Genomic DNA, 21,670 nt, shown 5'->3' on the forward strand with positions numbered 1-21,670 from the left:
AGCACCTATTTCCACGGCGTGTCGGGTGCTTTTGCGTCTGTTCGCGAGGCGCACTCGACCTCAGATGAAGTCCGAGCCGCCGTCCACGTTGACCGTCGCGCCGGTGACGTAGCCATTTCGCCGCGATGCCAGGTAGGCGGTGATGGAGGCGACCTCTTCGGGGAGGCCCGCACGGCCGAGGTCGCAGGGCTGGTGAAAGTTGTTGTCGATCCAGGTCATGACGTCGACCGGATCGGTGGCGTCGAGGCCATCGGCGGCCAGGATGTCCTTGAGGTTTTCGGTGAAGCTGGCGGTCACGATGGTCCCGGGACACACACAGTTGACCAGAATGCCGTCCTTGGCAAGGCTTTTCGACAGATTCTTGGTGACACTAGCCAACGCCGCCTTCGATGCCGTGTAGGCGACGATCCGCGGGTTCTGGCGCTGAATCGAGTGCGCCGAGAACGTCACCACGCGGGCCCAGTCCGCGGAGCGCAGCAGCGGCAAGGAAGCGCGGATCGATCGCACAGCCGACATCGTGCCGAGGCTGAACGCCTCGTCCCACTGGGTGTCGTCCATCTGCTCGAAATAGCCGTCGCCCGGCCCGATCGTGTGGATCAGGCTGTTGAGCTGCCCCCAACGGTCGGCGACGGCGGCGAAACCCGCGGCGATGGATGCGGCATCGGCCATATCCACGCTGATCCCCACGGCATCCGGAGCGCCGGCCTCGCGCAGCGACGCCACGGCCGCATCGAGCGCACCCTGGCCCCTGGCCATCACCGCCACCCTGGCCCCTTCGGCCGCAAGGGTTTCGGCGATCGCCAAACCCATACCCTTGCTGCCACCCGTGACCACGGCGGTCGATCCCGCAAAACCCAAGTCCATCGCTAGTCCCTTTCCCTCACGTCGAACACACTTTGTCGATCGCCTCAGCCGCTACACCGAGACCGCGCAGGCAGAAGCATTGGATGCGCCGCCGCAGTTGCTCGCGGCCACCGGCGCCCTTCGCCCAGTGCTGGTCGATTCCCGCCCACACCACCCCATGGATGAACTCGGCGTCGGCCACCGGATCGACCCCGTGGAAGACACCGTCGTGTAGGCCGCGCCGGATCGCCTCGCGCAGCGGTGTGAGCATCTCCGCATAGGCCGGCTGAACCACACCGCGGGCCGCGACGGTCTGCGATTGAGCTTCTAACGACAAGCGCCGCAGATCGTTTGCGAGCCGCTCGTCGAATGCCAGGTCGAGTCGTGCGTCGATCCACGCCGCGACGGCCTCGATTTCTGTTGCAGCGCTGCCCATTCGGCGCTTGAGGCGCCGCTTTTCGGCGCGCGCACCCTCCAGGAAGACCGCGGCGACCAGGTCGTCCTTCGACCCGAAATGCCGATAGAACGCTCGTGTGCTCAACCCGGCCCGTTGCAGGACGGCGGCGACGCTTAGTCCGTCGACCCCATGCTCGCGCACCGTTGTCGTCGCCGCGGCCAGGATCTGGCGGCGGACCGTCGGATCTGGGCCCAGCTTCTCGCGTTGCCGCGTGCGGGGAGCGCTCACGATTGCGTGCTCTTCTCGGGACCGTGGCCCTTAAATGAAAACGCTGTTTTCGTTTAAGGCCTTATGACTATCGCAGCGCAGCGGCAAGGATGTCAACGTCGAATCGCCACGAGCGGTAGGTTGGCACCGTGACACCGACGTTCGCCGACCTCGCCAAGGCGCAATACATCCTGTTGACCACGTTCACCAAGGATGGCAGGCCCAAGCCGACACCGATCTGGGCCGCCTTGGACAGAGACCGGCTCCTGGTCATCACCCAGGAAAAGTCGTGGAAGGTCAAGCGGATCCGCAACACCCCGCGCGTCACGCTGGCCACCTGCACGATGAACGGCCGCCCCACCAGTGAGGCCGTCGAGGGGAGCGCCGTCATCCTCGACAAGTCGCACACCGCCGCGGTCTACGACGCGATCGGCAAGCGCTACGGCATCGTGGGCAAGGTGTTCAACTTCTTCAGCAAGTTGCGCGGCGGCATGGAGAACAATGTGGGGCTCGAGCTGAAAGTGGCGTGAACGCTAGGCCGTTGCCCCGGCCGCCAGGTGTTCGCCGAAGAACGCGAAAACGCGGCGCCAGGCGTCCTCTGTGGCGTCCTCGTTGTAGCCGAAGCCGGTGATGCGAAGCAGACCCTGGGCGGGAAGTTCGTTGGCGAAGCTGTGCCCGGCGCCGGGGTAGACCTTCACATCGGCGGTGATGTTCTTGTCGGCGATCGTCTTGCGCAGCTTCTCGGGTGCGCCCCGTCCCAGCGGGTCACGGCCGCCCAAGCTGGCCACGATCGGGCACGCCCCATCGAGCGTCTTGTCGAGGTTGCGGGGCAGGGGAGTGCTGTAGAAGGGCGCGGCGGCACCAAAACCCTTGGGCGACATCACAAGTGCGAACTGTCCGCCCATGCAGAAACCGGCGATGCCCACCTGACCGGAACATTCCGGCAGGGCTTTCAGGTGATCGCGCGCGGCCAGGATGTCGGTGAGGGCCCGGCCGCGCTGCGTCTGCAATTCCTTCATGACCCGCGAGATGCAACGGATCCGGCCACCGCGGGCATACATGTTCGGGGTGAGCGCCAGATATCCCGCCCGGGCGATGCGGTCGTTGGCCGACTGCTTGTCCCGGCCGTAGCCGAACGCATCGTGGATCACCACCACGCCCGGCCACGGGCCCTGTCCCGATGGCGTGCTCAGTAACGCATCGATCGGTCCGTCGGGGGTATCGATCTGAATCGTCGTCATATCGTCATCTAACTGCAATCGCGAGGGAGAGCACCACGGGAACTCGGGCGCGGTCCGCGGACGTTGGCCTGACATGGTGTCGCGGCTGTTGCTCGTCTATGCCGTCGTCGAACTGGCGGTGCTCTTCGCGCTGGTGTCGACGATCGGATGGGGTTGGACCCTGCTGATGCTGTTGGCGACGTTCCTGCTCGGGTGGGGCATCGTCGCTCCGATGGCAGGGTCCCACCTCATCCGTCGAATCGGGAGATTGCGCTCCGGGCCGGCCGGCTCACGCGACGCGGCCGGCGACGGCGCGGTGATCAGTTTGGCCGCGCTGCTCGTCCTCATGCCCGGGCTGGTCAGCACGGCGCTGGGCCTGTTGCTGCTCATTCCGCCGGTGCGGTCGGCCGCCGGCCCCGGGCTGGGCGCCATGGCGGTGCGCACGCTGCGGCGCCGGGTGCCCGGAATCAGTTACGCCACCACCTTCCGCGGCGATCCCTATCCGGCCGGTCCTTACCCGGGTGACGCCCACGGCCGCGGCGACTACATCGACGGCGAGGTCATCGACGTCAAGGACGTCGAGCCCGTGCGGACCCCGCGCTTCGACGGGCGCTGAGCCAGGAACGCTCGCCTCGCGCTGACCGTTATCGCCGCGCGACCGGCTGCACGTAGTTTTGGCGTGTGCTCGACAGTCCCGTTGATAGCCCGGTGACCCTGCTCGTCAACGGCCGGGTGCACAGCCCCGCGCACCCCGACGCGACCGCGATGGCGGTCCGCGGCGGCGTCATCGCCTGGCTGGGCAGCGACGAGGTCGGGCGCAACATGTTCCCCGATGCCGACGTCGAAGACGTCGACGGCGGTTTCGTGGCGCCGGGATTCGTCGACAGCCACATCCACCTGACCGCGACCGGCCTGACACTGAGCGGACTGGACCTGCGCCGGGCCGGCTCGCGCGCGCAATGCGTTCAGATGGTCGCCGACTACGCCGCCGCCCACCCCGGCCGACCGGTATGGGGGCACGGGTGGGATGAAACCTCGTGGCCGGACAACACCCCGCCCGGCACCAGCGACCTCGACGCCGTTCTCGGCGACCGACCCGCCTACCTGGCACGCGTGGACGTGCACTCCGCGGCGGCCTCGACGGGCCTGCGACGCCTCGTCGCGGAACTTCCCTCGGCGCCCGGCTTCAGTGAGCAGCGGCCCCTTGCCGGCGACGCGCACCATCTGGTGCGCGCCGCCGCCCGCGACCTGCTGACCCCCGAGCAGCTCGCCGAGGCCCGCGCCGCGGCGCTCGAGGCCGCCGCGGCGGCCGGCATCGTCGCGGTGCATGAGTGCGCCGGTCCCGAGATCGGCGGGATCGACGACTGGTTGCAGCTGCGGGCCCTCGATCACGGTGTCGAGGTGATCGGCTACTGGGGCGAGGCGGTGCGCACCCCGGAGCAGGCCCGCGAGGTGATGGCCGCGACCGGGGCGCGCGGCCTGGCCGGTGACCTGTTCGTCGACGGCGCGATCGGGTCGCGCACCGCCTGGCTGCACGAGCCCTACGCCGACGCGCCGGACCGCGTGGGCACCTGCTACCTGGACGCCGACGCCGTGGAGGCCCACGTGCGGGCGTGCACCGAGGCCGAGATCACCGCCGGGTTCCACGTCATCGGGGATGCCGCCGTCGCCACCGTGGTGGGCGCCTTCGAGCGGGTCGCCGCGGACCTCGGGCCGGTCGCCGTCGCGCGTTGCGGGCACCGCCTCGAGCACGTCGAGATGATCAACGCCGAGCAGGCCACCAAACTGGGTCACTGGGGCGTCGTCGCCAGCGTGCAGCCCAATTTCGACGCCCTCTGGGGCGGCGCCGACGGCATGTATGCGCGCCGGCTCGGCGCCGAGCGAGGCAGTCGGCTCAACCCGTTTGCGCTGTTAGCATCCCAAGGCGTGCCCCTCGCGCTAGGTTCCGACGCCCCGGTGACGGCTTTCGAACCGTGGATGAGCGTGCGCGCGGCCGTCAACCATCGCACCGCGGGCAGCGCCGTCTCGGCGCGGGCCGCGTTTGCTGCGGCCACCCGCGGTGGCTGGCGCGCGGCGGGTGTCCGCGACGGCAAGGCGGGCACCCTGACGCCGGGTGCGCCGGCGTCGTACGCCATCTGGGATGCCGGGGCGCTGGAGGTGCACGCCCCGCGCGACACCGTGCAGCGGTGGTCGACCGACCCGCGGTCCCGCGTGCCCGCGTTGCCGCGCCTGGGCCCGGACGACGCCCTGCCGCGGTGCCGGCGAACCGTGCATCGGGGCGCTGTCATCCATGGCTAGGCACTGGTCGGGCGGTGAGGAGCCCCCGGACCAAGACGAACCGGACCAAACCGCCGCGGCCGACCCGGTGGACGAGCGGGCCGACCCGATCAGCGACGACGCCGAATCCGAGCGCGACGACGAGCCCGCCGACGCGCACCCGAACCGGCCCCGCAAGCGCGCGCGGCTGACCGACCGACTGGGGACCGCGGCCCGCCGGACGGCGACCGGGCTGGTGACCGCGGTGATCGCGAGGCTGCCCGCCGCCGAGGCCGCACTGTTGCCCCGGCTGAGCCGGCTGATCTGCGCCGTGGTGGGCGGCCTGCTGCTGTGCGCCAGCTTCCCGACTCTGAACTGGTGGTGGGCTGCCGTGATTGCCGCGGCGCTGCTGGCGTGGGTGCTGACCCATCCCGCGACGACGCCGGCGGGCGGGCTGGGCTACGCGTTCCTGTTCGGCCTGGCCTTCTACCTGCCGCTGCTGCCGTGGGTCGGGCTCCTGGTCGGTTCCGTGCCGTGGGTCGCGCTGTCGGCCGTGTCGGCGCTGTTTCCCGCCGCTTTCGGTCTATGCGCCGTCGTCGTGCGCCGGCTGCCCGCCTGGCCCATCTGGTTCGCGCTGCTGTGGGCCGCACAGGAGTGGCTGAAGTCGGTCTTCCCGTTCGGCGGCTTCCCCTGGGGCTCGGTGGCGTTCGGCCAGACGCACGGACCGTTCCTGCCGCTGGTTCAGCTCGGCGGCGTCGCGCTGCTGTCCATGGCCATAATGCTGGTGGGTTTCAGCGCGACCGCCATCGCGCGGGAGATCGTGAAGTGGTGGCGCGCGGGCCACCCGGTGCGGGGCGCGGCCGAGGGAGCGGAAACCGAGCCGCCGCCGCCCGCGGTGGTGCTGCCCGGCGTCTGCATCTGCCTGGTGCTGTTCGCGTCGGCCATGGTCTGGCCGCCGGTGCGGCACGCCGGCACCGGCTCGGGAGGCGAGCCGTCCGTGACCGTCGCCGCGGTGCAAGGCAACGTGCCGCGGCTGGGTTTCGAGTTCAACGAGCAGCGACGGGCGGTGCTGGACAACCACGTCCGCGAGACGCTGGCGCTGGCCGACGACGTGCGCGCCGGGGCCGCGCCGCAACCCCAATTCGTGATCTGGCCGGAGGACTCATCCGACATCGACCCGCTGGTGAACCCGGACGCCGCGCTGGAGATATCGCAGGCCGCGGCAGCGATCGGCGCCCCGATCCTGATCGGCAGCGTGCTCGAAGTCCCCGGACGCCCCCCGCAGGATCCGCACTACACGAACACGATGATCGTGTGGAACCCGGCCACCGGCCCGGCCGAACGCCACGACAAGGAGATCGTGCAGCCGTTCGGCGAGTACCTGCCGATGCCCTGGCTGTTCAAGCATCTGTCCGGGTACGCCGGCCGCGCCGGGAGCATGGTGCCCCGGCCGGGCAGTGACGTCGTGCACATGGCGGGGGTGCCCGTCGGGGTCGCGACGTGCTGGGAAGTGATCTTCGACCGCGTCCCGCGGCACGCGGTCCTGGGCGGCGCCCAGCTGCTGACGGTGCCGGCCAACAACGCCACCTTCAACAAGACGATGAGCGAACAGCAGCTGGCGTTCGCCAAGGTCAGGGCAGTCGAACACGACCGATACGTGGTAGTCGCGGGCACGACGGGGATCAGCGCCGTGATCGCCCCCGACGGCGGCGAGTTGGCGCGTACCGACTTCTTCCAGCCCGCCTACCTGGACATGCCGGTGCGCCTCAAGACCAAGTTGACGCCGGCAACCCGCTGGGCGCCGCTGTTGCAGTGGGTCATGGTGGCAGCGGCCGGGGCGGTCATTTTGGCCGGGATACGGCACAATGGATGGTTCCCGCGTCCGAGTCGTCTCAGGACCAGGTCCTCGGGTCGATCGGCACGTCCTTCCAAAACGGCCGGTACGACCCCGGGCACATCCCCGCCCGACGAGCACGACTCAGACACCGCGCCCGACGAGGGCGGGGATCGCACGCCGGCAGACAACGGCGGGTGACGACACTCCGTCCCACCCGGGGACGGCCGACTTGCTTTCAATTCGGGCGACACAGAGGAGCTACATGACCACCGGCCAGCCGGCGCCCCACGCCCCGGGCAATCGTCCCAGCCAGCGCGTCTTGGTGATCATCCCGACCTACAACGAGCTGGAGAACCTGCCGGTGATCCACCGGCGGCTCAAGGACGCGTGCCCGCACGTGCACCTGCTCATCGTGGACGACAGCAGCCCCGACGGCACCGGCCAGCTGGCCGAGGAACTGGCCGCGGCCGACGCCGGTCGTACGCACATCATGCACCGGACCGCCAAGGACGGCCTGGGCGCGGCGTACCTGGCGGGCTTCGCCTGGGGACTGAGCCGTGACTACTCGGTGCTCGTCGAAATGGATGCCGACGGCAGCCACGCCCCCGAACAGCTGCACCGCCTGCTGGACGCGGTCGACGGCGGCGCCGACCTGGCCATCGGCTCGCGCTACGTCGACGGCGGGACGGTGCGCAACTGGCCCTGGCGGCGGTGGGCGCTGTCCTGGACCGCCAACACCTACGCGCGGCTGGCGCTGGGCATCGGGGTGCACGACATCACCGCCGGCTACCGCGCCTACCGGCGCGAGGTTCTCGAGGCGATCGACCTCGACGGCGTCGACTCCAAGGGCTACTGCTTCCAGATCGACCTGACGTGGCGGACCATCTGCAACGGGTTCACCATCGTCGAGGCGCCCATCACGTTCACCGAACGCGAGCTCGGCGTGTCCAAGATGAGCGGATCCAACATCCGCGAAGCCCTGGTCAAAGTGACCCGATGGGGCATTCAGGGCCGCCGGTCGGGCGCGCGGGCCACCAGGGCGGACAACCGCAGCTAAACCGCGCGGTCAGCCCCGTCGACGGGTCTTGATGATCTCGAGGCGCTCCTTGAGCAGCTCTTCGAGTTCTTCGACCGAGCGGCGCTCCAGCAGCATGTCCCAGTGCGTGCGCGGCGGCTTCACCTTCTTGGGCTCGGGCAGGTCGCCCTCGATCAGGGTGCCTTCCAGCCCGTTGCGGCACAGCCAGGTGCCGGGGATTTCGGCGTCGTCGGCGAAGGGGACCTCGAACTCCTCGCCGTTCTCGGTGCGGTACTTCGCGAGCTGGCGCGGCGCCAGGTCATGGTTGCGGTCGGTCTCGTAGCTCACGGCTCCGAGGCGACTGCCTCTCAGTACGCGATCAGCCATGGGTGCTACTCCTTTAAGTCGTTTCGGAGCCCTGCGGCCCCCTGTGGTGCAATTCTCTCTCGATTAGCAACGCTGTGGCGATCTGCGCAGTTCCCCGGCGTACAGCCGGCGTACGCGACGCGACCATCAATGATACCGGGATCGCAGGAGATCCCCGACTAAAGTCGGCAGGCGTGAGTCGCCGTACCCACCCGCAGCCCTGCCGCTGGTGCGGTCGAGACGTCGCCGACGTGGGGATGGGTCGCCGCCGCCAGTACTGCCGGCAGTCGTGCCGGCAGCGGGCCTACGAGCAACGTGCCTCGTTGAACCGGCACGGCGCGGCGGCGGTGCCCGACGACGCGGTGGTGCTGTCGGCTGACGACGCGGCCGACCTCTCCGACCGCGTCTACCAGGTGCGGTGCGCCGCAGAGGACGTTGCCACCGCCCTCGAGGAAGGCGCCGAGGCCACCGAACTGCGCCGGTTGTGCGACGCGCTGATCCACGCGGCCCGCGCCGCCGACGGCTGGCGCCGAGCGGGTGTATGACACTGCGCCTGACCACCGACTATGGCTAGACGGGTACAGTCTCGCCATGGACCACGGGCCACGTCTGCAGCGGGCTGTGGTCCATCGAGTTCACCGGGCTGCGCGCGGCGCACCTCGCCTGAGCGGGCGCCGCACCTGTCCAAGCCGGTCCTCCTGTAGCAATCGGGAGCAGCGGACGTTTTGAAATCCAGTCGGAGTTGGCCATACTCACCAGCAACATTCTTGGGTCGGAAAGCTGCACGACGCTGGTCGAAAGAAACACGGCGTCGCCTCGTGCAGCGAATCCCGTGAATCGGCGACAACCGCAGCCGGCGGGACACGACGGCCAGACATTAGGTGAGGGTTAGGGCGAGGTTTAGTGATGGTGGACCAACTCCAGCATGCGACCGAGGCGCTGCGGAAAGCGCTGGTCCAGGTTGAACGCCTGAAGCGCACCAATCGCGCGCTACTGGAGCGGTCAAGCGAGCCGATCGCGATCGTCGGTATGTCCTGCCGCTTTCCCGGCGGCGTCGACAGCCCCGAGTCGTTGTGGCAAATGGTGGCCGACGGCCGCGACGTGATCTCGGAGTTTCCCGCCGACCGAGGATGGGACCTGGGGGCGCTGTACGACCCCGATCCCGACGCCCGCCACAAGTGCTATGTGAACGCCGGCGGTTTCGTCGACGGTGTCGCGGATTTCGATCCGGCCTTCTTCGGCATCGCGCCCAGCGAAGCGCTGGCGATGGATCCCCAGCACCGGATGTTGCTGGAGCTGTCCTGGGAAGCGTTGGAGCGGGCCGGGATTGACCCCAGTGGCCTGCGCGGCAGCGCCACCGGGGTGTTCGCGGGGCTCATCGTGCAGGGCTACGGCATGCTCGCCGAGGAGATCGAGGGCTACCGGCTGACCGGCATGACCTCGAGTGTGGCCTCGGGTCGGGTGTCGTATGTGCTGGGGCTGGAGGGTCCGGCGGTGTCGGTGGACACGGCGTGCTCGTCGTCGTTGGTGGCGTTGCACATGGCGGTGCAGTCGCTGCGTTCGGGGGAGTGCGACCTGGCGCTGGCCGGTGGCGCGACCGTCAACGCCACGCCGACGGTTTTCGTGGAATTCAGCCGGCACCGCGGCCTGGCGCCCGACGGGCGATGCAAGGCGTACGCCGGCGCGGCCGACGGCGTTGGCTGGTCCGAGGGCGGCGCCATGCTGGTGGTGGAGCGCCTGTCGGACGCGCAGCGACTCGGGCACCCGGTGCTGGCGGTGGTGCGCGGCTCGGCGGTCAACCAGGACGGCGCCTCCAACGGACTGACCGCGCCCAACGGTCCCTCGCAGCAGCGGGTGGTGCGTGCCGCCCTCGCCAACGCCGGGTTGGCCACCGCCGACGTCGACGTGGTCGAGGGGCATGGCACCGGAACCACTTTGGGTGACCCGATCGAGGCCCAGGCGCTGCTGGCGACCTACGGGCAGGATCGCAGCGAGCCGCTGTGGCTTGGGTCGATCAAGTCGAACATGGGCCACACGCAGGCCGCCGCCGGGGTTGCCGGCGTCATCAAGATGGTGCAGGCGATGCGCCACGAGACACTGCCCGCGACGCTGCACGTGGACGCGCCCAGCCCGCATGTGGATTGGTCGGCCGGTGCGGTGTCGTTGCTGACCGAGGCACAACCTTGGCGGGCCGAGCGCCCCCGCCGGGCGGGCGTGTCGTCGTTCGGCATCAGCGGCACCAACGCGCACGTCATCGTCGAGGCCGCCCCGGCCGAACCGGTGCGCAAGGCCGCCCCGGCGCGGCCGGTGGTCCCGTGGGCGGTGTCGGCGAAGTCCCCGTCGGCGTTGGCCGCGCAGGCGGCCAAGTTGGCCGAATACGTTCGCGCGCATGATGATCTGGACGTCGCCGACATCGGATGGACGCTGGCCGGTCGCGCGACGTTCGAGCATCGGGCCGTCGTGGTGGCCGCCGATCGGGACCGGTTGCTGGCCGGGCTGGACGAGCTGGCCAACGATGACCCGACCGGGACCGTCCTGCGGGGCATCGCGACGCCGGCGGGCAAGACCGTGTTCGTCTTCCCCGGACAGGGCTCCCAATGGCTGGGCATGGGCATCGAATTGCTCGATACCGCACCGGTATTCGCACAACAGATCCAGGCCTGCGAAGAGGCGTTCTCCGAATTCGTCGACTGGTCGCTGATCGACGTGCTGCGCGGCGCACCCGGCGCACCGGGAATGGATCGCGTCGACGTGGTGCAGCCGGTGCTCTTCGCGGTGATGGTGTCGCTGGCCGAGCTGTGGAAATCGGTCGGGGTGAGCCCGGACGCGGTGATCGGCCACTCGCAAGGCGAAATCGCCGCGGCCTACGTCGCCGGAGCCTTATCGTTGCGCGACGCCGCCCGGGTGGTCACGCTGCGCAGCAAGCTCCTGCGCTCGCTGGCCGGCCCCGGGGGCATGCTGTCGATCGCCTGCAGCACCGAGCGGGCCCGGGAGTTGTTGGCGCCCTACGGTAGTCGGGTCAGCATCGCCGCCGTCAACGGCCGGTCGGCCGTCGTGGTATCGGGCGACGTGGCCGCGCTCGACGAACTCGTCGGGTTCTGCGCCGACCTCGAACTGCGGACCCGGCGCATCGACGTGGACTACGCCTCGCACTCGGTGGAGGTCGAGGCGATCCGCGACGACCTCGCCCAGGCGCTGTCCGGCATCGAGCCGCGTTCCTCGCGCATCGCGTTCTTTTCCACCGTGACCGGAAACCGCCTGGACACAGCGGGTTTGGACGCCGACTACTGGTACCGCAACATCCGGCAGACCGTGCAGTTCGACCAGGCCGTGCGGAGCGCGAGCGAGCACGGATACCGGACGTTCATCGAATCCAGCCCCCACCCGGCCCTGGTCGCGGGCATCGAGGACACCGCCAACCACCATCCCGGCCGCGACGCCGAGGCCTCCGAAGCCAAGGTCATTCCGACCCTGGGTCGCGACGACGGCGGGCTCGACCGATTCCTGACGTCCGCTGCCACCGCGTTCGTCGCGGGAGTGAGCGTGGGTTGGCGTGGTGTGCTGGACGGGGCCGGCTTCGTCGAACTGCCCACGTATGCCTTTGACCGCCGGCGGTTTTGGCTGTCCGGCGAAGGCGCTGCGGCCGACGCCACCGGCCTGGGCCTGGGAGCCAGCGAGCACCCGCTGCTGAGCGCAGTCGTCGAACTGCCGTCCTCGGGCGGGGTCGTGCTGACGGGCCGCCTGTCGCCCAGCCTGCAGGGCTGGCTGACCGACCACGCCGTCTCCGGTGCGGTCGTGTTCCCCGGCGCCGGCTTTGTGGAATTGGCGATCCGCGCCGGCGACGAAGTCGGGTGTTCGACGGTCGACGAACTGACCCTGCAGGCGCCATTGATGTTGCCCGCCAAGGGCTCCGGAGCGGGATCGGTGGCAGTACAGGTCGTGGTGGGCCCGGCCGCGGAAACCGGTCAGCGCGTCGTGTCGATCTTCTCGCGGCCGGACACCGGCTCGGGCTGGGTATGCCACGCCGAGGGCACACTGAGCACCGGCTCGGTCGAGCCGGGCGCGGACCTGTCGGCCTGGCCGCCGGCGGGCGCCGTCGCGGTCGACCCGGCCGACGGTTACGAGCAATTGGCCGCCCGCGGTTACGGTTACGGCCCGGCGTTCCAGGGCCTGACCGCGGCCTGGGTGCGCGGCGACGAGATCTTCGCCGAGGTGCGGCTGCCCGACGCCGCCGGGAGCGTCAACGGGTTCGGCGTGCACCCGGCGCTGCTCGACGCGGCCATGCACGCGCTGGTCATCGGCCACCAAATGGCCGACCACACCGACGAAGTGGTGTTGCCGTTCTCCTGGCAGGGCGTGTCGCTGCACGCCGCGGGCGCGTCGGCGGTGCGCGCACGCATCGCGCCGGCCGCGGCCAGTGCGGTGTCGATCGAACTGGCCGACGGCCTCGGATTGCCGGTGCTGTCGGTGCGCGCGATGGTGGCGCGCTCGGTGAGCGAGCGGCAGCTGCGCGCGGCGGTGTCGGCTTCGGGTCCCGACCGGCTCTTCGAGCTGGAGTGGTCGCCGGCGACCGCCGGCGCGGGCGAGACGCCCCCGCACGAAGTCTTCGAATCCCTTGCGGCCGAGGAAGACCCGATCACGGGATCGTATCGTCGCACGCATGAGGCCCTGGCCGCCGTGCGGTCGTGGTTGTCCGAGCGCGACTCCGGGCTGCTGGTCGTCGCGACGCGCGGCGCGATGGGACTGGCGGGGGAGGACGTCTCCGACCTGGCCGGCGCGGCGGTGTGGGGGCTGGTCCGGTCGGCGCAGACCGAGCATCCCGGCCGGATCGTGCTGGTGGATTCCGATGCCGCGCTGGACGATAGCGCGATAGCGACCGCTCTCGCCGTCGGCGAGCCGCAGGTGCTGCTGCGCGACGGCAAGGCCCACACCGCACGAGTGCGCGGCAGCCGTGCGGTCGACGGCATCATGACACCCCCGGAGAACGGCCCCTGGCGGCTGGGGATCAGCAGCGCGGGCACCTTCGAAAACCTGCAACTCGAGCCGGTGCCCAACGCCGACGTTGCGCTGGAGCCGGGTCAGGTTCGGGTGGCTCTGCGCGCGATCGCCACCAACTTCCGCGACGTCATGATCACCCTGGGCATGTTCACCCACGAGGCGCTGCTCGGCGGCGAAGGCGCCGGAGTCGTGGTCGAGGTCGGACCGGGAGTCACCGAATTCGAGGTCGGCGATTCGGTGTACGGCTTCTTCCCCGACGGCAGCGGCACCCTGGTGCCCGGCGACGTCCGTCTGCTGCAGCGCAAGCCGGCCGACTGGTCCTACGCCGAAGCCGCCGGCATCTCAGCGGTTTTCACCACCGCATACATGGCGTTCATCCACCTGGCCGAGGTCCAGCCCGGGCAGCGGGTGTTGGTGCACGCCGCCGCCGGCGGGGTCGGGATGGCCGCCGTCCAGCTCGCCCGGCACCTCGGCCTGGAGGTGTTCGCCACCGCGAGCCGCGGCAAATGGGACACGTTGCGGGCCATGGGCTTCGACGACGACCACATCTCGGACTCCCGCAGCCTCGAGTTCGAGGACAAGTTCCGCTCGGTCACCGGCGGGGCCGGCATGGACGTGGTGCTGGACTCGCTGGCCGGCGAATTCGTCGACGCCTCCCTGCGCCTGGTCGCCCCGGGCGGCATGTTCCTGGAAATGGGCAAGACCGACATCCGCGACCCGGGCGCGGTGGCCCAGGAATACCCGGGCGTCCGCTACCGCGCCTTCGACCTGTTCGAGCCCGGACGTCCCCGCATGCATCAGTGGATGATCGAGCTCGCCGGCCTGTTCGAGGCCGGGGTTCTGAAACCGTTGCCGGTGACCACCTTTGACGTGCGGCGCGGTCGCGTCGCCTTGCGGTACCTGAGCCAGGCCCGCCACATCGGCAAGGTCGTCATGACTGTGCCTACCGGACCGGGTGCCGGCCTGGCCTCGGGCACCGTGCTGATCACCGGCGGGACCGGCATGGCGGGATCGACGCTGGCGCGCCACCTGGTGGCGCACCACGGCGTCGAGGACCTGGCGCTGCTGAGCCGGCGCGGACCGGACGCGCCGGGAGCCGCCGAGCTGGTCGCCGAGCTGGAAGCGGCCGGCGCCCGGGCGCGAGTGATCGCCTGCGACGCGGCCGACCGGACGGCGCTGGCCGCGGTGATCACCGAACTCTCGGCGACCCGGCCGCTGTCCGGCGTGATCCACGCGGCCGGCGTCCTCGACGACGCGATGCTCACCTCGCTGACACCCGAGCGGATCGACGCGGTGCTGCGGGCCAAGATCGACGCGGCCTGGAACCTGCACGAGCTGACCCGCGACCTGAATCTATCGGTGTTCGTGATGTTTTCCTCGATGGCCGGGCTGGTGGGTTCGTCGGGCCAGGGCAACTACGGCGCCGCGAACTCGTTCCTCGACGCGCTGGCGGCGCATCGGCGCGCGCACGGGCTGCCGGCGATCTCGCTGGGCTGGGGCCTGTGGGACCAGGCCAGCGCCATGACCGGCGGGCTCGACGCCGCCGACCTCGCCCGGCTGGGCCGCGACGGGATCCTGGCGCTGTCCTCGGACGAGGCCATGGAACTGTTCGACACGGCATTGATCGTCGACGAACCCTTCCTGGCGCCCGCCCGCATCGATCTCGGCGCGCTGCGCGCCCACGCGGTCGCGGTGCCGCCGATGTTCGCCGACCTGGTCAACGCGCCCACGCGGCGCCGGGTCGACGACTCGCTCGTGGCCGCGAAGTCCAAATCGGCTCTGGCGCATCGCCTCGACGGCCTGTCCGAGGCCGAGCAGCACGCCGTGCTGCTGGACCTGGTGCGCTCCCACATCGCCACCGTGCTGGGCAACACCTCCGCCGAGGCGATCGACCCGGACAAGGCGTTCCAGGAGTTGGGCTTTGACTCGCTGACCGCGGTCGAAATGCGCAACAGGCTCAAAACCGCGACGGGACTGGCGCTTTCGCCCACGCTGATCTTCGACTACCCGACACCCAACGGCCTGGCCGGCTACATCCGCACCGAACTCGCCGGGGCGCCGCAGGAGATCAAGCACGCCCCGGTCGCGCGCGCCACCGAGGACGATCCGATCGTTATCGTCGGCATGGCGTGCCGCTATCCCGGCGGGGTGAACTCCCCCGAGGATCTGTGGCAGATGCTCACCGAGCGCCGCGACGTCCTCTCCGATTTCCCGACCGATCGCGGTTGGGATCTGGCCGGCGTGTACAACCCGGATCCCGACGTCCCGGGCACCTGCTACACCCGGACCGGCGGTTTCGTCGACGGTGTCGCGGATTTCGATCCGGCCTTCTTCGGCATCGCGCCGAGTGAAGCCCTGGCGATGGATCCGCAGCAACGCATGTTCCTCGAGCTCTCCTGGGAAGCCTTGGAGCGGGCCGGAATTGAACCCGGCGCGCTGCGTGGCAGCGCCACCGGCATGTTCGCCGGCGTGTACACACAGGGCTACGGCATCGACGCCGCACCCACCGCGGAGGGCTTCCGGCTGACCGGTCAGTCCTCGAGTGTGGCCTCGGGGCGGGTGTCGTATGTGCTGGGGCTGGAGGGTCCGGCGGTGTCGGTGGACACGGCGTGCTCGTCGTCGTTGGTGGCGTTGCACATGGCGGTGCAGTCGCTGCGTTCGGGGGAGTGCGATCTGGCGCTGGCCGGCGGCGTCACGGTCAACGCGACGCCCGACATCTTCGTCGAGTTCAGCCGCATGCGCGGGTTGTCCGTCGACGGCCGGTGCAAGGCGTACGCCGGCGCCGCCGACGGCACCGGATTCTCCGAGGGCGGCGGCATGCTCGTGGTGGAGCGGTTGTCGGATGCGCAGCGGTTGGGACATCCGGCGTTGGCGGTGGTGCGGGGTTCGGCGGTCAATCAGGACGGCGCCTCCAACGGGTTGACTGCGCCCAATGGTCCGTCGCAGCAGCGGGTGGTGCGTGCGGCGTTGGCCAATGCGGGGTTGTCGGCGGCCGAGGTGGATGTGGTTGAGGGGCATGGCACCGGGACGACGTTGGGTGATCCGATCGAGGCGCAGGCGTTGTTGGCGACTTATGGGCAGGATCGGGGTACTAGCGGGCCGTTGTGGTTGGGGTCGATCAAGTCGAACATGGGTCACACGCAGGCCGCCGCGGGTGTGGCGGGTGTGATCAAGATGGTGCAGGCCATGCGCCATGAAACGCTGCCCGCGACATTGCATGTCGATGAGCCCAGCCCGCATGTGGATTGGTCGGCGGGTGCGGTGTCGTTGCTGACCGAGGCCCAGCCCTGGGGTGCGCAGCGCCCGCGCCGGGCGGGGGTGTCGTCGTTTGGCATCAGCGGCACCAACGCCCACGTCATCATCGAGGCTGTCCCATCTGAGGCCCTTCCGAGCCCTGTTCAGGTCACCGAGCGCCCCGAGGTGCCGGTCCTCCCGTGGGTGGTGTCGGCGAAATCGCCGTCGGCGTTGAGGTCTCAGGCCGCCCGGCTGGCGACCCATCTGCGCGCCCACCCGGATCTGGACGCCGTCGATGTGGGCTGGACGCTGGCGGGCCGGTCGACCTTCGAACAGCGGGCCGTCATCGTCGCCGACGACCGTGACCGCCTGCTGGCCGGGCTGGACGAGCTGGCCGCAGACGAACTGGCCCAATCAATCATTCGCGGGACGGCGGCGCCCGGCGGCAAGACCGTGTTCGTCTTCCCCGGTCAGGGCTCCCAACTACTCGGCATGGGTAGGGGATTGCACGACGCGTACCCGATGTTCGCCGAGGCCTTCGACGCCGTCCTGGCCGAACTGGACCAGCACCTGCTGCGCCCCCTGCGCGACGTCATCTGGGGCAGCGACGAAAGCCTGCTGAACACCACCGAATTCGCGCAGCCGGCGCTGTTCGCGGTGGAAGTTGCGCTGTTCCGGCTGCTCGAATCCTGGGGCATACACCCCGACTTCGTGATGGGCCACTCGATCGGCGAGCTGTCCGCCGCCCACGCCGCCGGCGTCCTGTCGCTGAAGAACGCCGCCGTCCTCGTCGCCGCCCGCGGCCGATTCATGCAGGCGCTGCCTTCGGGCGGGGCGATGGTCGCCGTGCAGGCCACCGAAGACGAGGTGCGGCCGCTGCTCGTGTCCTCCGAACAAGACAGCGTGGGCATCGCTGCCGTCAACGGGCCTGCCTCCGTGGTGATTTCGGGAACGCAAGGCGCGGTGACCGCGATCGCGGACCAGCTCCGCGCCGAGGGCCGCCGCGTCCATCAACTCGCCGTCTCGCACGCTTTCCACTCCCCGTTGATGGACGCCATGATCGACGAATTCGGCACCGTGGCGGCGGGACTGACCATCGGCAAGCCGACCATCCCGATCGTGTCCAACGTGACCGGCGGGCTGGCCACCGATGACTTCGGAACCGCGGCGTACTGGAAGCGGCACGTCCGCGAGGCGGTGCGATTCGCCGACAGCGTCCGATTCGTCCATGCGGCCGGCGGCAACCGATTCCTCGAAGTCGGGCCGAGCAGCGGTCTGACGGCGTCGATCGAGGAAACGCTGGCCGACAACCCGGTGACGGAGATTTTTGCGATGTCCGCGCTCCGCAAGGACCGGCCGGAGCCGACGGCCCTTGTCAACGCCGTCGCGCACGGGTTCGTCGCCGGCATGGCGGTGGACTGGCGCGGCGCCATCGGCACGGCGAATCTCGTCGAACTGCCCACGTATGCCTTTGACCGGCGGCGCTTTTGGCTCTCGCGCGACGACGCCCCCGCCGATGCCGCGGGCCTGGGCCTGGCCCCCGGCGAACACGCCCTGCTGGGCGCGGTGGTCGAACTGCCGGCGTCGGGTGGGGTGGTGTTGACCGGTCGGTTGTCGCCGGGTACGCAAGGCTGGCTGGCCGATCATGCCGTCGGCGGTGTCGTGCTGTTCCCGGGTGCGGGATTCGTCGAGTTGGCCATCCGCGCCGGCGACGAGGTGGGCTGCGGAATCCTCGACGAGTTGAATCTGGCCGCGCCGCTGGTGCTCCCGGCCGGCGGCTCCGTCGCGGTTCAGGTCGTGGTCGGTGGCCCGGACGACTCGGGTGCGCGCGCGGTATCGGTGTTCTCACGCGCCGAAGCGGGCTCGGGCTGGTCGTTGCACGCCGAAGGCGTGCTGCGCGCGGGGTCGGTGGAGCCGGGCGCGGACCTGTCCGCGTGGCCGCCCGCGGGTGCGGTCCCGGTGGAGGTCGGCGACGGGTACGAGCAACTGGCCGAGCGTGGTTACGGGTACGGGCCCGCGTTCCGTGGCCTGACCTCGATGTGGCGCCGTGGCGACGAAATTTTCGCCGAAGTGACCCTGCCGTCCGACGCCGGGGTGTCGGTGAGCGGGTTCGGGGTCCACCCGGTGCTGCTGGACGCGGCGCTGCACGCGGTCATCTTGTCGTCCGAGAGTGACGAGCTCGCCCCGGGTTCGATACTGGTGCCGTTCTCCTGGCAGCAGGTGTCGTTGCACGCCGCGGGGGCGGCGGCGGTGCGCGCCCGGATCATGCCCGTGGGCGCCTCGGCGGTATCGATCGAACTGGCCGATGGGCTCGGACTGCCGGTGCTCTCGGTGGCATCGATGGTGGCCCGTCCGGTGACCGATCAGCAGCTCCTGGCCGCGGTGTCTAACTCGGGACCGGACCGGCTCTTCGAGCTGATTTGGTCCGCTCAGCCGACATCGACGGTGCAGCCGGTGTCGGTAAGCGCTTGGGGTGCACCGGAATCCGCGGAATCCGACAACGGCGAGGCCGGACAATCCGTGGTGCTGTTCGAATCGGAGCCGGTGTCGGGCGACGTGATCACCGAGGTGTACGCGGCGACGCGAGCGGTGCTGCCGGTGCTGCAGTCCTGGTTGTCCCGCGACGTCGCCGGGACGCTGGTGGTGGCGACCCGGGGTGCGATGACGTTGCCCGGGGAGGACGTCACCGATTTGGCCGGCGCGGCGGTGTGGGGCCTGGTGCGGTCGGCGCAGACCGAACACCCCGGCCGCATCGTGCTCGTCGACACGGACGCGCCGCTGGATCCCGACGCGATCGCCGCCGTGTTGGCGGTCGGCGAGCCACAGGCGTTGCGGCGCAACGGGATGGTCTACACCGCGCGGGTGCTCGGCAGCCGCGCGGTCGGCGGCCTGCTGACGCCGCCCGAGCAGGGCCCGTGGCGGTTGGGCATGAGCAGCTACGGCACGATCGAGAACCTGCGGATAGAGCGGATTCCGGACGCCGACGCGCCGCTGGGACCCGGGCAGGTGCGGGTGGCGCTGTCGGCCATCGCCGCCAACTTCCGTGACGTCATGATCGCGTTGGGCCTCTATCCCGACCCGGACGCGATCATGGGCATCGAGGCCGCCGGCGTGATCACCGAAACCGCCTCGCAGGACGGGCGTTTCGAGGTCGGCGACCGCGTCATGGGGCTGTTCCCGGACGGCACCGGAACGATCGCCAAAACCGACGAACGACTGCTTGTCAAGGTGCCGGCGGGATGGTCACACACCGCCGCGGCGACTGCTTCGGTGGTGTTCGCCACGGCGCGCTACGCCCTGGTGGATCTGGCCGCCGCGAAGCCCGGTCAGCGGGTGCTGGTGCACGCCGCCGCCGGCGGGGTGGGAATGGCCGCGGTCCAGCTGGCCCGCCAGATCGGGCTGGAAGTGTTCGCGACGGCAAGCCGTGGCAAGTGGGACACGCTGCGGGCCATGGGGTTCGACGATGACCACATCGGCGATTCGCGCAGCCTTGAGTTCGAGGAGAAGTTCCGCGCGGTCACCGGCAGGACCGGCACGGCCGGGATGGATATCGTGCTCGACTCGCTGTCCGGCGAATTCGTGGACGCCTCCCTGCGGCTGGTCGCGCCCGGCGGGGTGTTCCTGGAGATGGGCAAGACCGACATCCGCGACCCCGAGGTCGTCGCGCGCGACCACTCCGGGGTGCGTTACCGCGCCTTCGATCTCTTCGAAGCCGGACCGGACCGCATCGCCCAGATGCTCGACGAGCTGGCCGCCATGTTCGCCGAAGACGTGCTGAGGCCGCTGCCGGTGACCCGATTCGACGTGCGCCGTGCGCCCGCCGCACTGCGCTATCTGAGCCAGGCCCGCCACGTCGGCAAGGTCGTCATGACCATGCCGGACGCGTGGACGGCGGGCACCGTGTTGATCACCGGCGCCACCGGGATGGCCGGTTCGGCGGTCGCGCGGCACGTCGTGACCCGTCACGGCGCGCGGAACGTGGTGTTGGTCAGCCGGCGCGGTCTTGATGCGCCGGGGGCGGCGGAGCTGGTGGCCGAGCTGAGGGCGGCCGGCGCGCACGCCGAGGCGGTGGCCTGCGATGCCGCCGACCGCGAGGCCTTGGCCAAGGTGATCGCCGACATCCCGATGCAACGCCCGCTGACCGGGGTGATCCATGCCGCCGGCGTCTTGGACGACGCGGTGGTGACGTCGCTGAATCCCGAGCGGATGGCTGCGGTGCTGCGTTCCAAGGTCGATGCGGCATGGAACTTGCACGAGTTGACCCGCGACCTGGATGTGTCGGCCTTCGTGATGTTTTCGTCGATCGCCGGCCTGGCGGGCGCCTCGGGTCAGGCCAACTACGCCGCCGGCAACTCGTTCCTGGACGGGTTGGCCGCGCATCGACGCGCCCACGGCCTGCCGGCGATCTCGCTGGGCTGGGGGCTGTGGGATCAGGCCAGCGCCATGACCGGCGGGCTGGGCGCCGCCGACCTCGCCCGGTTCGGCCGGGACGGGATCGTCGCGATGTCCTCGGAGCAGGCGCTGGAGCTGATGGACACCGCGCTCATCGTCGACGAGCCGTTCATGCTGCCCGCCCACATCGACCTCGCGGCGCTGCGGGTCAAGTTCGACTCGGGCACGCTGCCGCCCATGTTCGTCGATCTGATCAACGCGCCGACGCGGCGCCAGGTCGACGACTCGCTGGCCGCCGCCAAGTCGAAATCCGCTCTGCTGCAACGCCTCGAGGGGCTCCCCGAGGACGAGCAGCAGGCGATCCTGCTGGACTTGGTGCGTTCGCACATCGCCACCGTGCTCGGCAGCTCCAGCCCGGAGGCGATCCACCCGGACCGGGCGTTCCAGGAGCTTGGCTTCGACTCCCTGACCGCAGTCGAGATGCGCAACCGCCTCAAAGCCGCGACCGGGCTGGCGCTTTCACCCACGCTTATCTTCGACTATCCGAACTCGGCGGCGCTGGCGGGCTACATGCACCGAGAACTCGTGGGGGCGTCGGAACAAACCCCGGGGGGCGCGGCGCCGGGCGAAGCCGAGATCCAGCGCGTCGTCGGGTCGATTCCGGTCAAGCGGCTCCGACAGGCCGGCGTGTTGGAACTGCTGCTGGCGCTGGCCGACGAATCCAACGGCAACGCGCAGTCCGCGGCGCCGGCGACCACCGAAAAGGACATCGCCGACATGGACCTCGATGACCTGGTCAACGCGGCGCTGCTGGACGACGACGACTAGCCACCTATGACCACCAA

At 70.1% G+C, this 21,670-nt stretch carries 9 protein-coding genes and 1 pseudogene; 6 read left to right on the plus strand and 4 right to left on the minus strand.

What is annotated here, in order from left to right; all coding sequences use genetic code 11:
* Positions 1–60: 60 nt before the first annotated feature.
* Positions 61–864, minus strand: coding sequence for an SDR family NAD(P)-dependent oxidoreductase (locus W7S_RS11750; protein WP_014711545.1), 804 nt, complete (start codon positions 862–864; stop codon positions 61–63).
* A gap of 16 nt (positions 865–880) precedes the next feature.
* Positions 881–1,528 (minus strand): TetR/AcrR family transcriptional regulator, encoded by a 648-nt coding sequence (locus W7S_RS11755; RefSeq protein WP_014711546.1) that lies wholly within the window; start codon positions 1,526–1,528, stop codon positions 881–883.
* A 128-nt stretch (positions 1,529–1,656) separates the two neighbouring features.
* On the opposite strand from W7S_RS11755, the gene W7S_RS11760 reads away from it, so the two are divergent.
* The gene (locus W7S_RS11760; protein ID WP_014711547.1) at positions 1,657–2,037 is read left to right on the plus strand and encodes a PPOX class F420-dependent oxidoreductase; all 381 of its coding nucleotides are present in this window, start codon (positions 1,657–1,659) and stop codon (positions 2,035–2,037) included.
* A 3-nt stretch (positions 2,038–2,040) separates the two neighbouring features.
* Here W7S_RS11760 and W7S_RS11765 read toward each other — a convergent pair whose 3' ends face one another.
* Positions 2,041–2,748 (minus strand): dienelactone hydrolase family protein, encoded by a 708-nt coding sequence (locus W7S_RS11765; RefSeq protein WP_014711548.1) that lies wholly within the window; start codon positions 2,746–2,748, stop codon positions 2,041–2,043.
* Positions 2,749–2,821: 73 nt separating this feature from the next.
* Here W7S_RS11765 and W7S_RS11770 point away from each other — a divergent pair, with 73 nt between their 5' ends.
* The 3 genes and pseudogenes from W7S_RS11770 to lnt all read left to right on the plus strand — a co-directional run bounded on the left by W7S_RS11770 (position 2,822) and on the right by lnt (position 7,877).
* Positions 2,822–3,343, plus strand: coding sequence for an FxsA family protein (locus W7S_RS11770; RefSeq protein WP_014711549.1), 522 nt, complete (start codon positions 2,822–2,824; stop codon positions 3,341–3,343).
* Positions 3,344–3,492: 149 nt separating this feature from the next.
* The gene (locus tag W7S_RS11775; RefSeq protein WP_085976496.1) at positions 3,493–5,025 is read left to right on the plus strand and encodes an amidohydrolase; all 1,533 of its coding nucleotides are present in this window, start codon (positions 3,493–3,495) and stop codon (positions 5,023–5,025) included.
* Positions 5,018–7,877 (plus strand): annotated as a pseudogene (gene lnt / locus W7S_RS11780) (apolipoprotein N-acyltransferase). The gene W7S_RS11775 and the pseudogene lnt overlap by 8 nt, the downstream one beginning before the upstream one ends.
* A 9-nt stretch (positions 7,878–7,886) precedes the next feature.
* Here the strand turns inward: lnt and W7S_RS11790 are convergent.
* Entirely contained in the window at positions 7,887–8,222 is a 336-nt protein-coding gene (locus tag W7S_RS11790; protein ID WP_007770897.1) for an RNA polymerase-binding protein RbpA, read from the minus strand.
* Positions 8,223–8,395: 173 nt separating this feature from the next.
* Here W7S_RS11790 and W7S_RS27305 point away from each other — a divergent pair, with 173 nt between their 5' ends.
* Both W7S_RS27305 and W7S_RS11800 read left to right on the plus strand, forming a co-directional pair.
* The gene (locus W7S_RS27305) at positions 8,396–8,746 is read left to right on the plus strand and encodes a hypothetical protein (protein WP_081490098.1); all 351 of its coding nucleotides are present in this window, start codon (positions 8,396–8,398) and stop codon (positions 8,744–8,746) included.
* Positions 8,747–9,107: 361 nt separating this feature from the next.
* Positions 9,108–21,653, plus strand: coding sequence for a type I polyketide synthase (locus tag W7S_RS11800; protein ID WP_014711554.1), 12,546 nt, complete (start codon positions 9,108–9,110; stop codon positions 21,651–21,653).
* Positions 21,654–21,670: the final 17 nt, after the last annotated feature.

The organism is Mycobacterium sp. MOTT36Y, from assembly GCF_000262165.1.
GTDB lineage: Bacteria > Actinomycetota > Actinomycetes > Mycobacteriales > Mycobacteriaceae > Mycobacterium > Mycobacterium intracellulare.

Coding starts and splice junctions, on each gene's coding strand:
- W7S_RS11800 (WP_014711554.1), top strand. CDS start 9,108: ATGGTGGACCAACTCCAGCATGCGACCGAGGCGCTGCGGAAAGCGCTG.
- W7S_RS11790 (WP_007770897.1), bottom strand. CDS start 8,222: ATGGCTGATCGCGTACTGAGAGGCAGTCGCCTCGGAGCCGTGAGCTAC.
- W7S_RS11775 (WP_085976496.1), top strand. CDS start 3,493: ATGGCGGTCCGCGGCGGCGTCATCGCCTGGCTGGGCAGCGACGAGGTC.
- W7S_RS11765 (WP_014711548.1), bottom strand. CDS start 2,748: ATGACGACGATTCAGATCGATACCCCCGACGGACCGATCGATGCGTTA.
- W7S_RS11770 (WP_014711549.1), top strand. CDS start 2,822: ATGGTGTCGCGGCTGTTGCTCGTCTATGCCGTCGTCGAACTGGCGGTG.
- W7S_RS11750 (WP_014711545.1), bottom strand. CDS start 864: ATGGACTTGGGTTTTGCGGGATCGACCGCCGTGGTCACGGGTGGCAGC.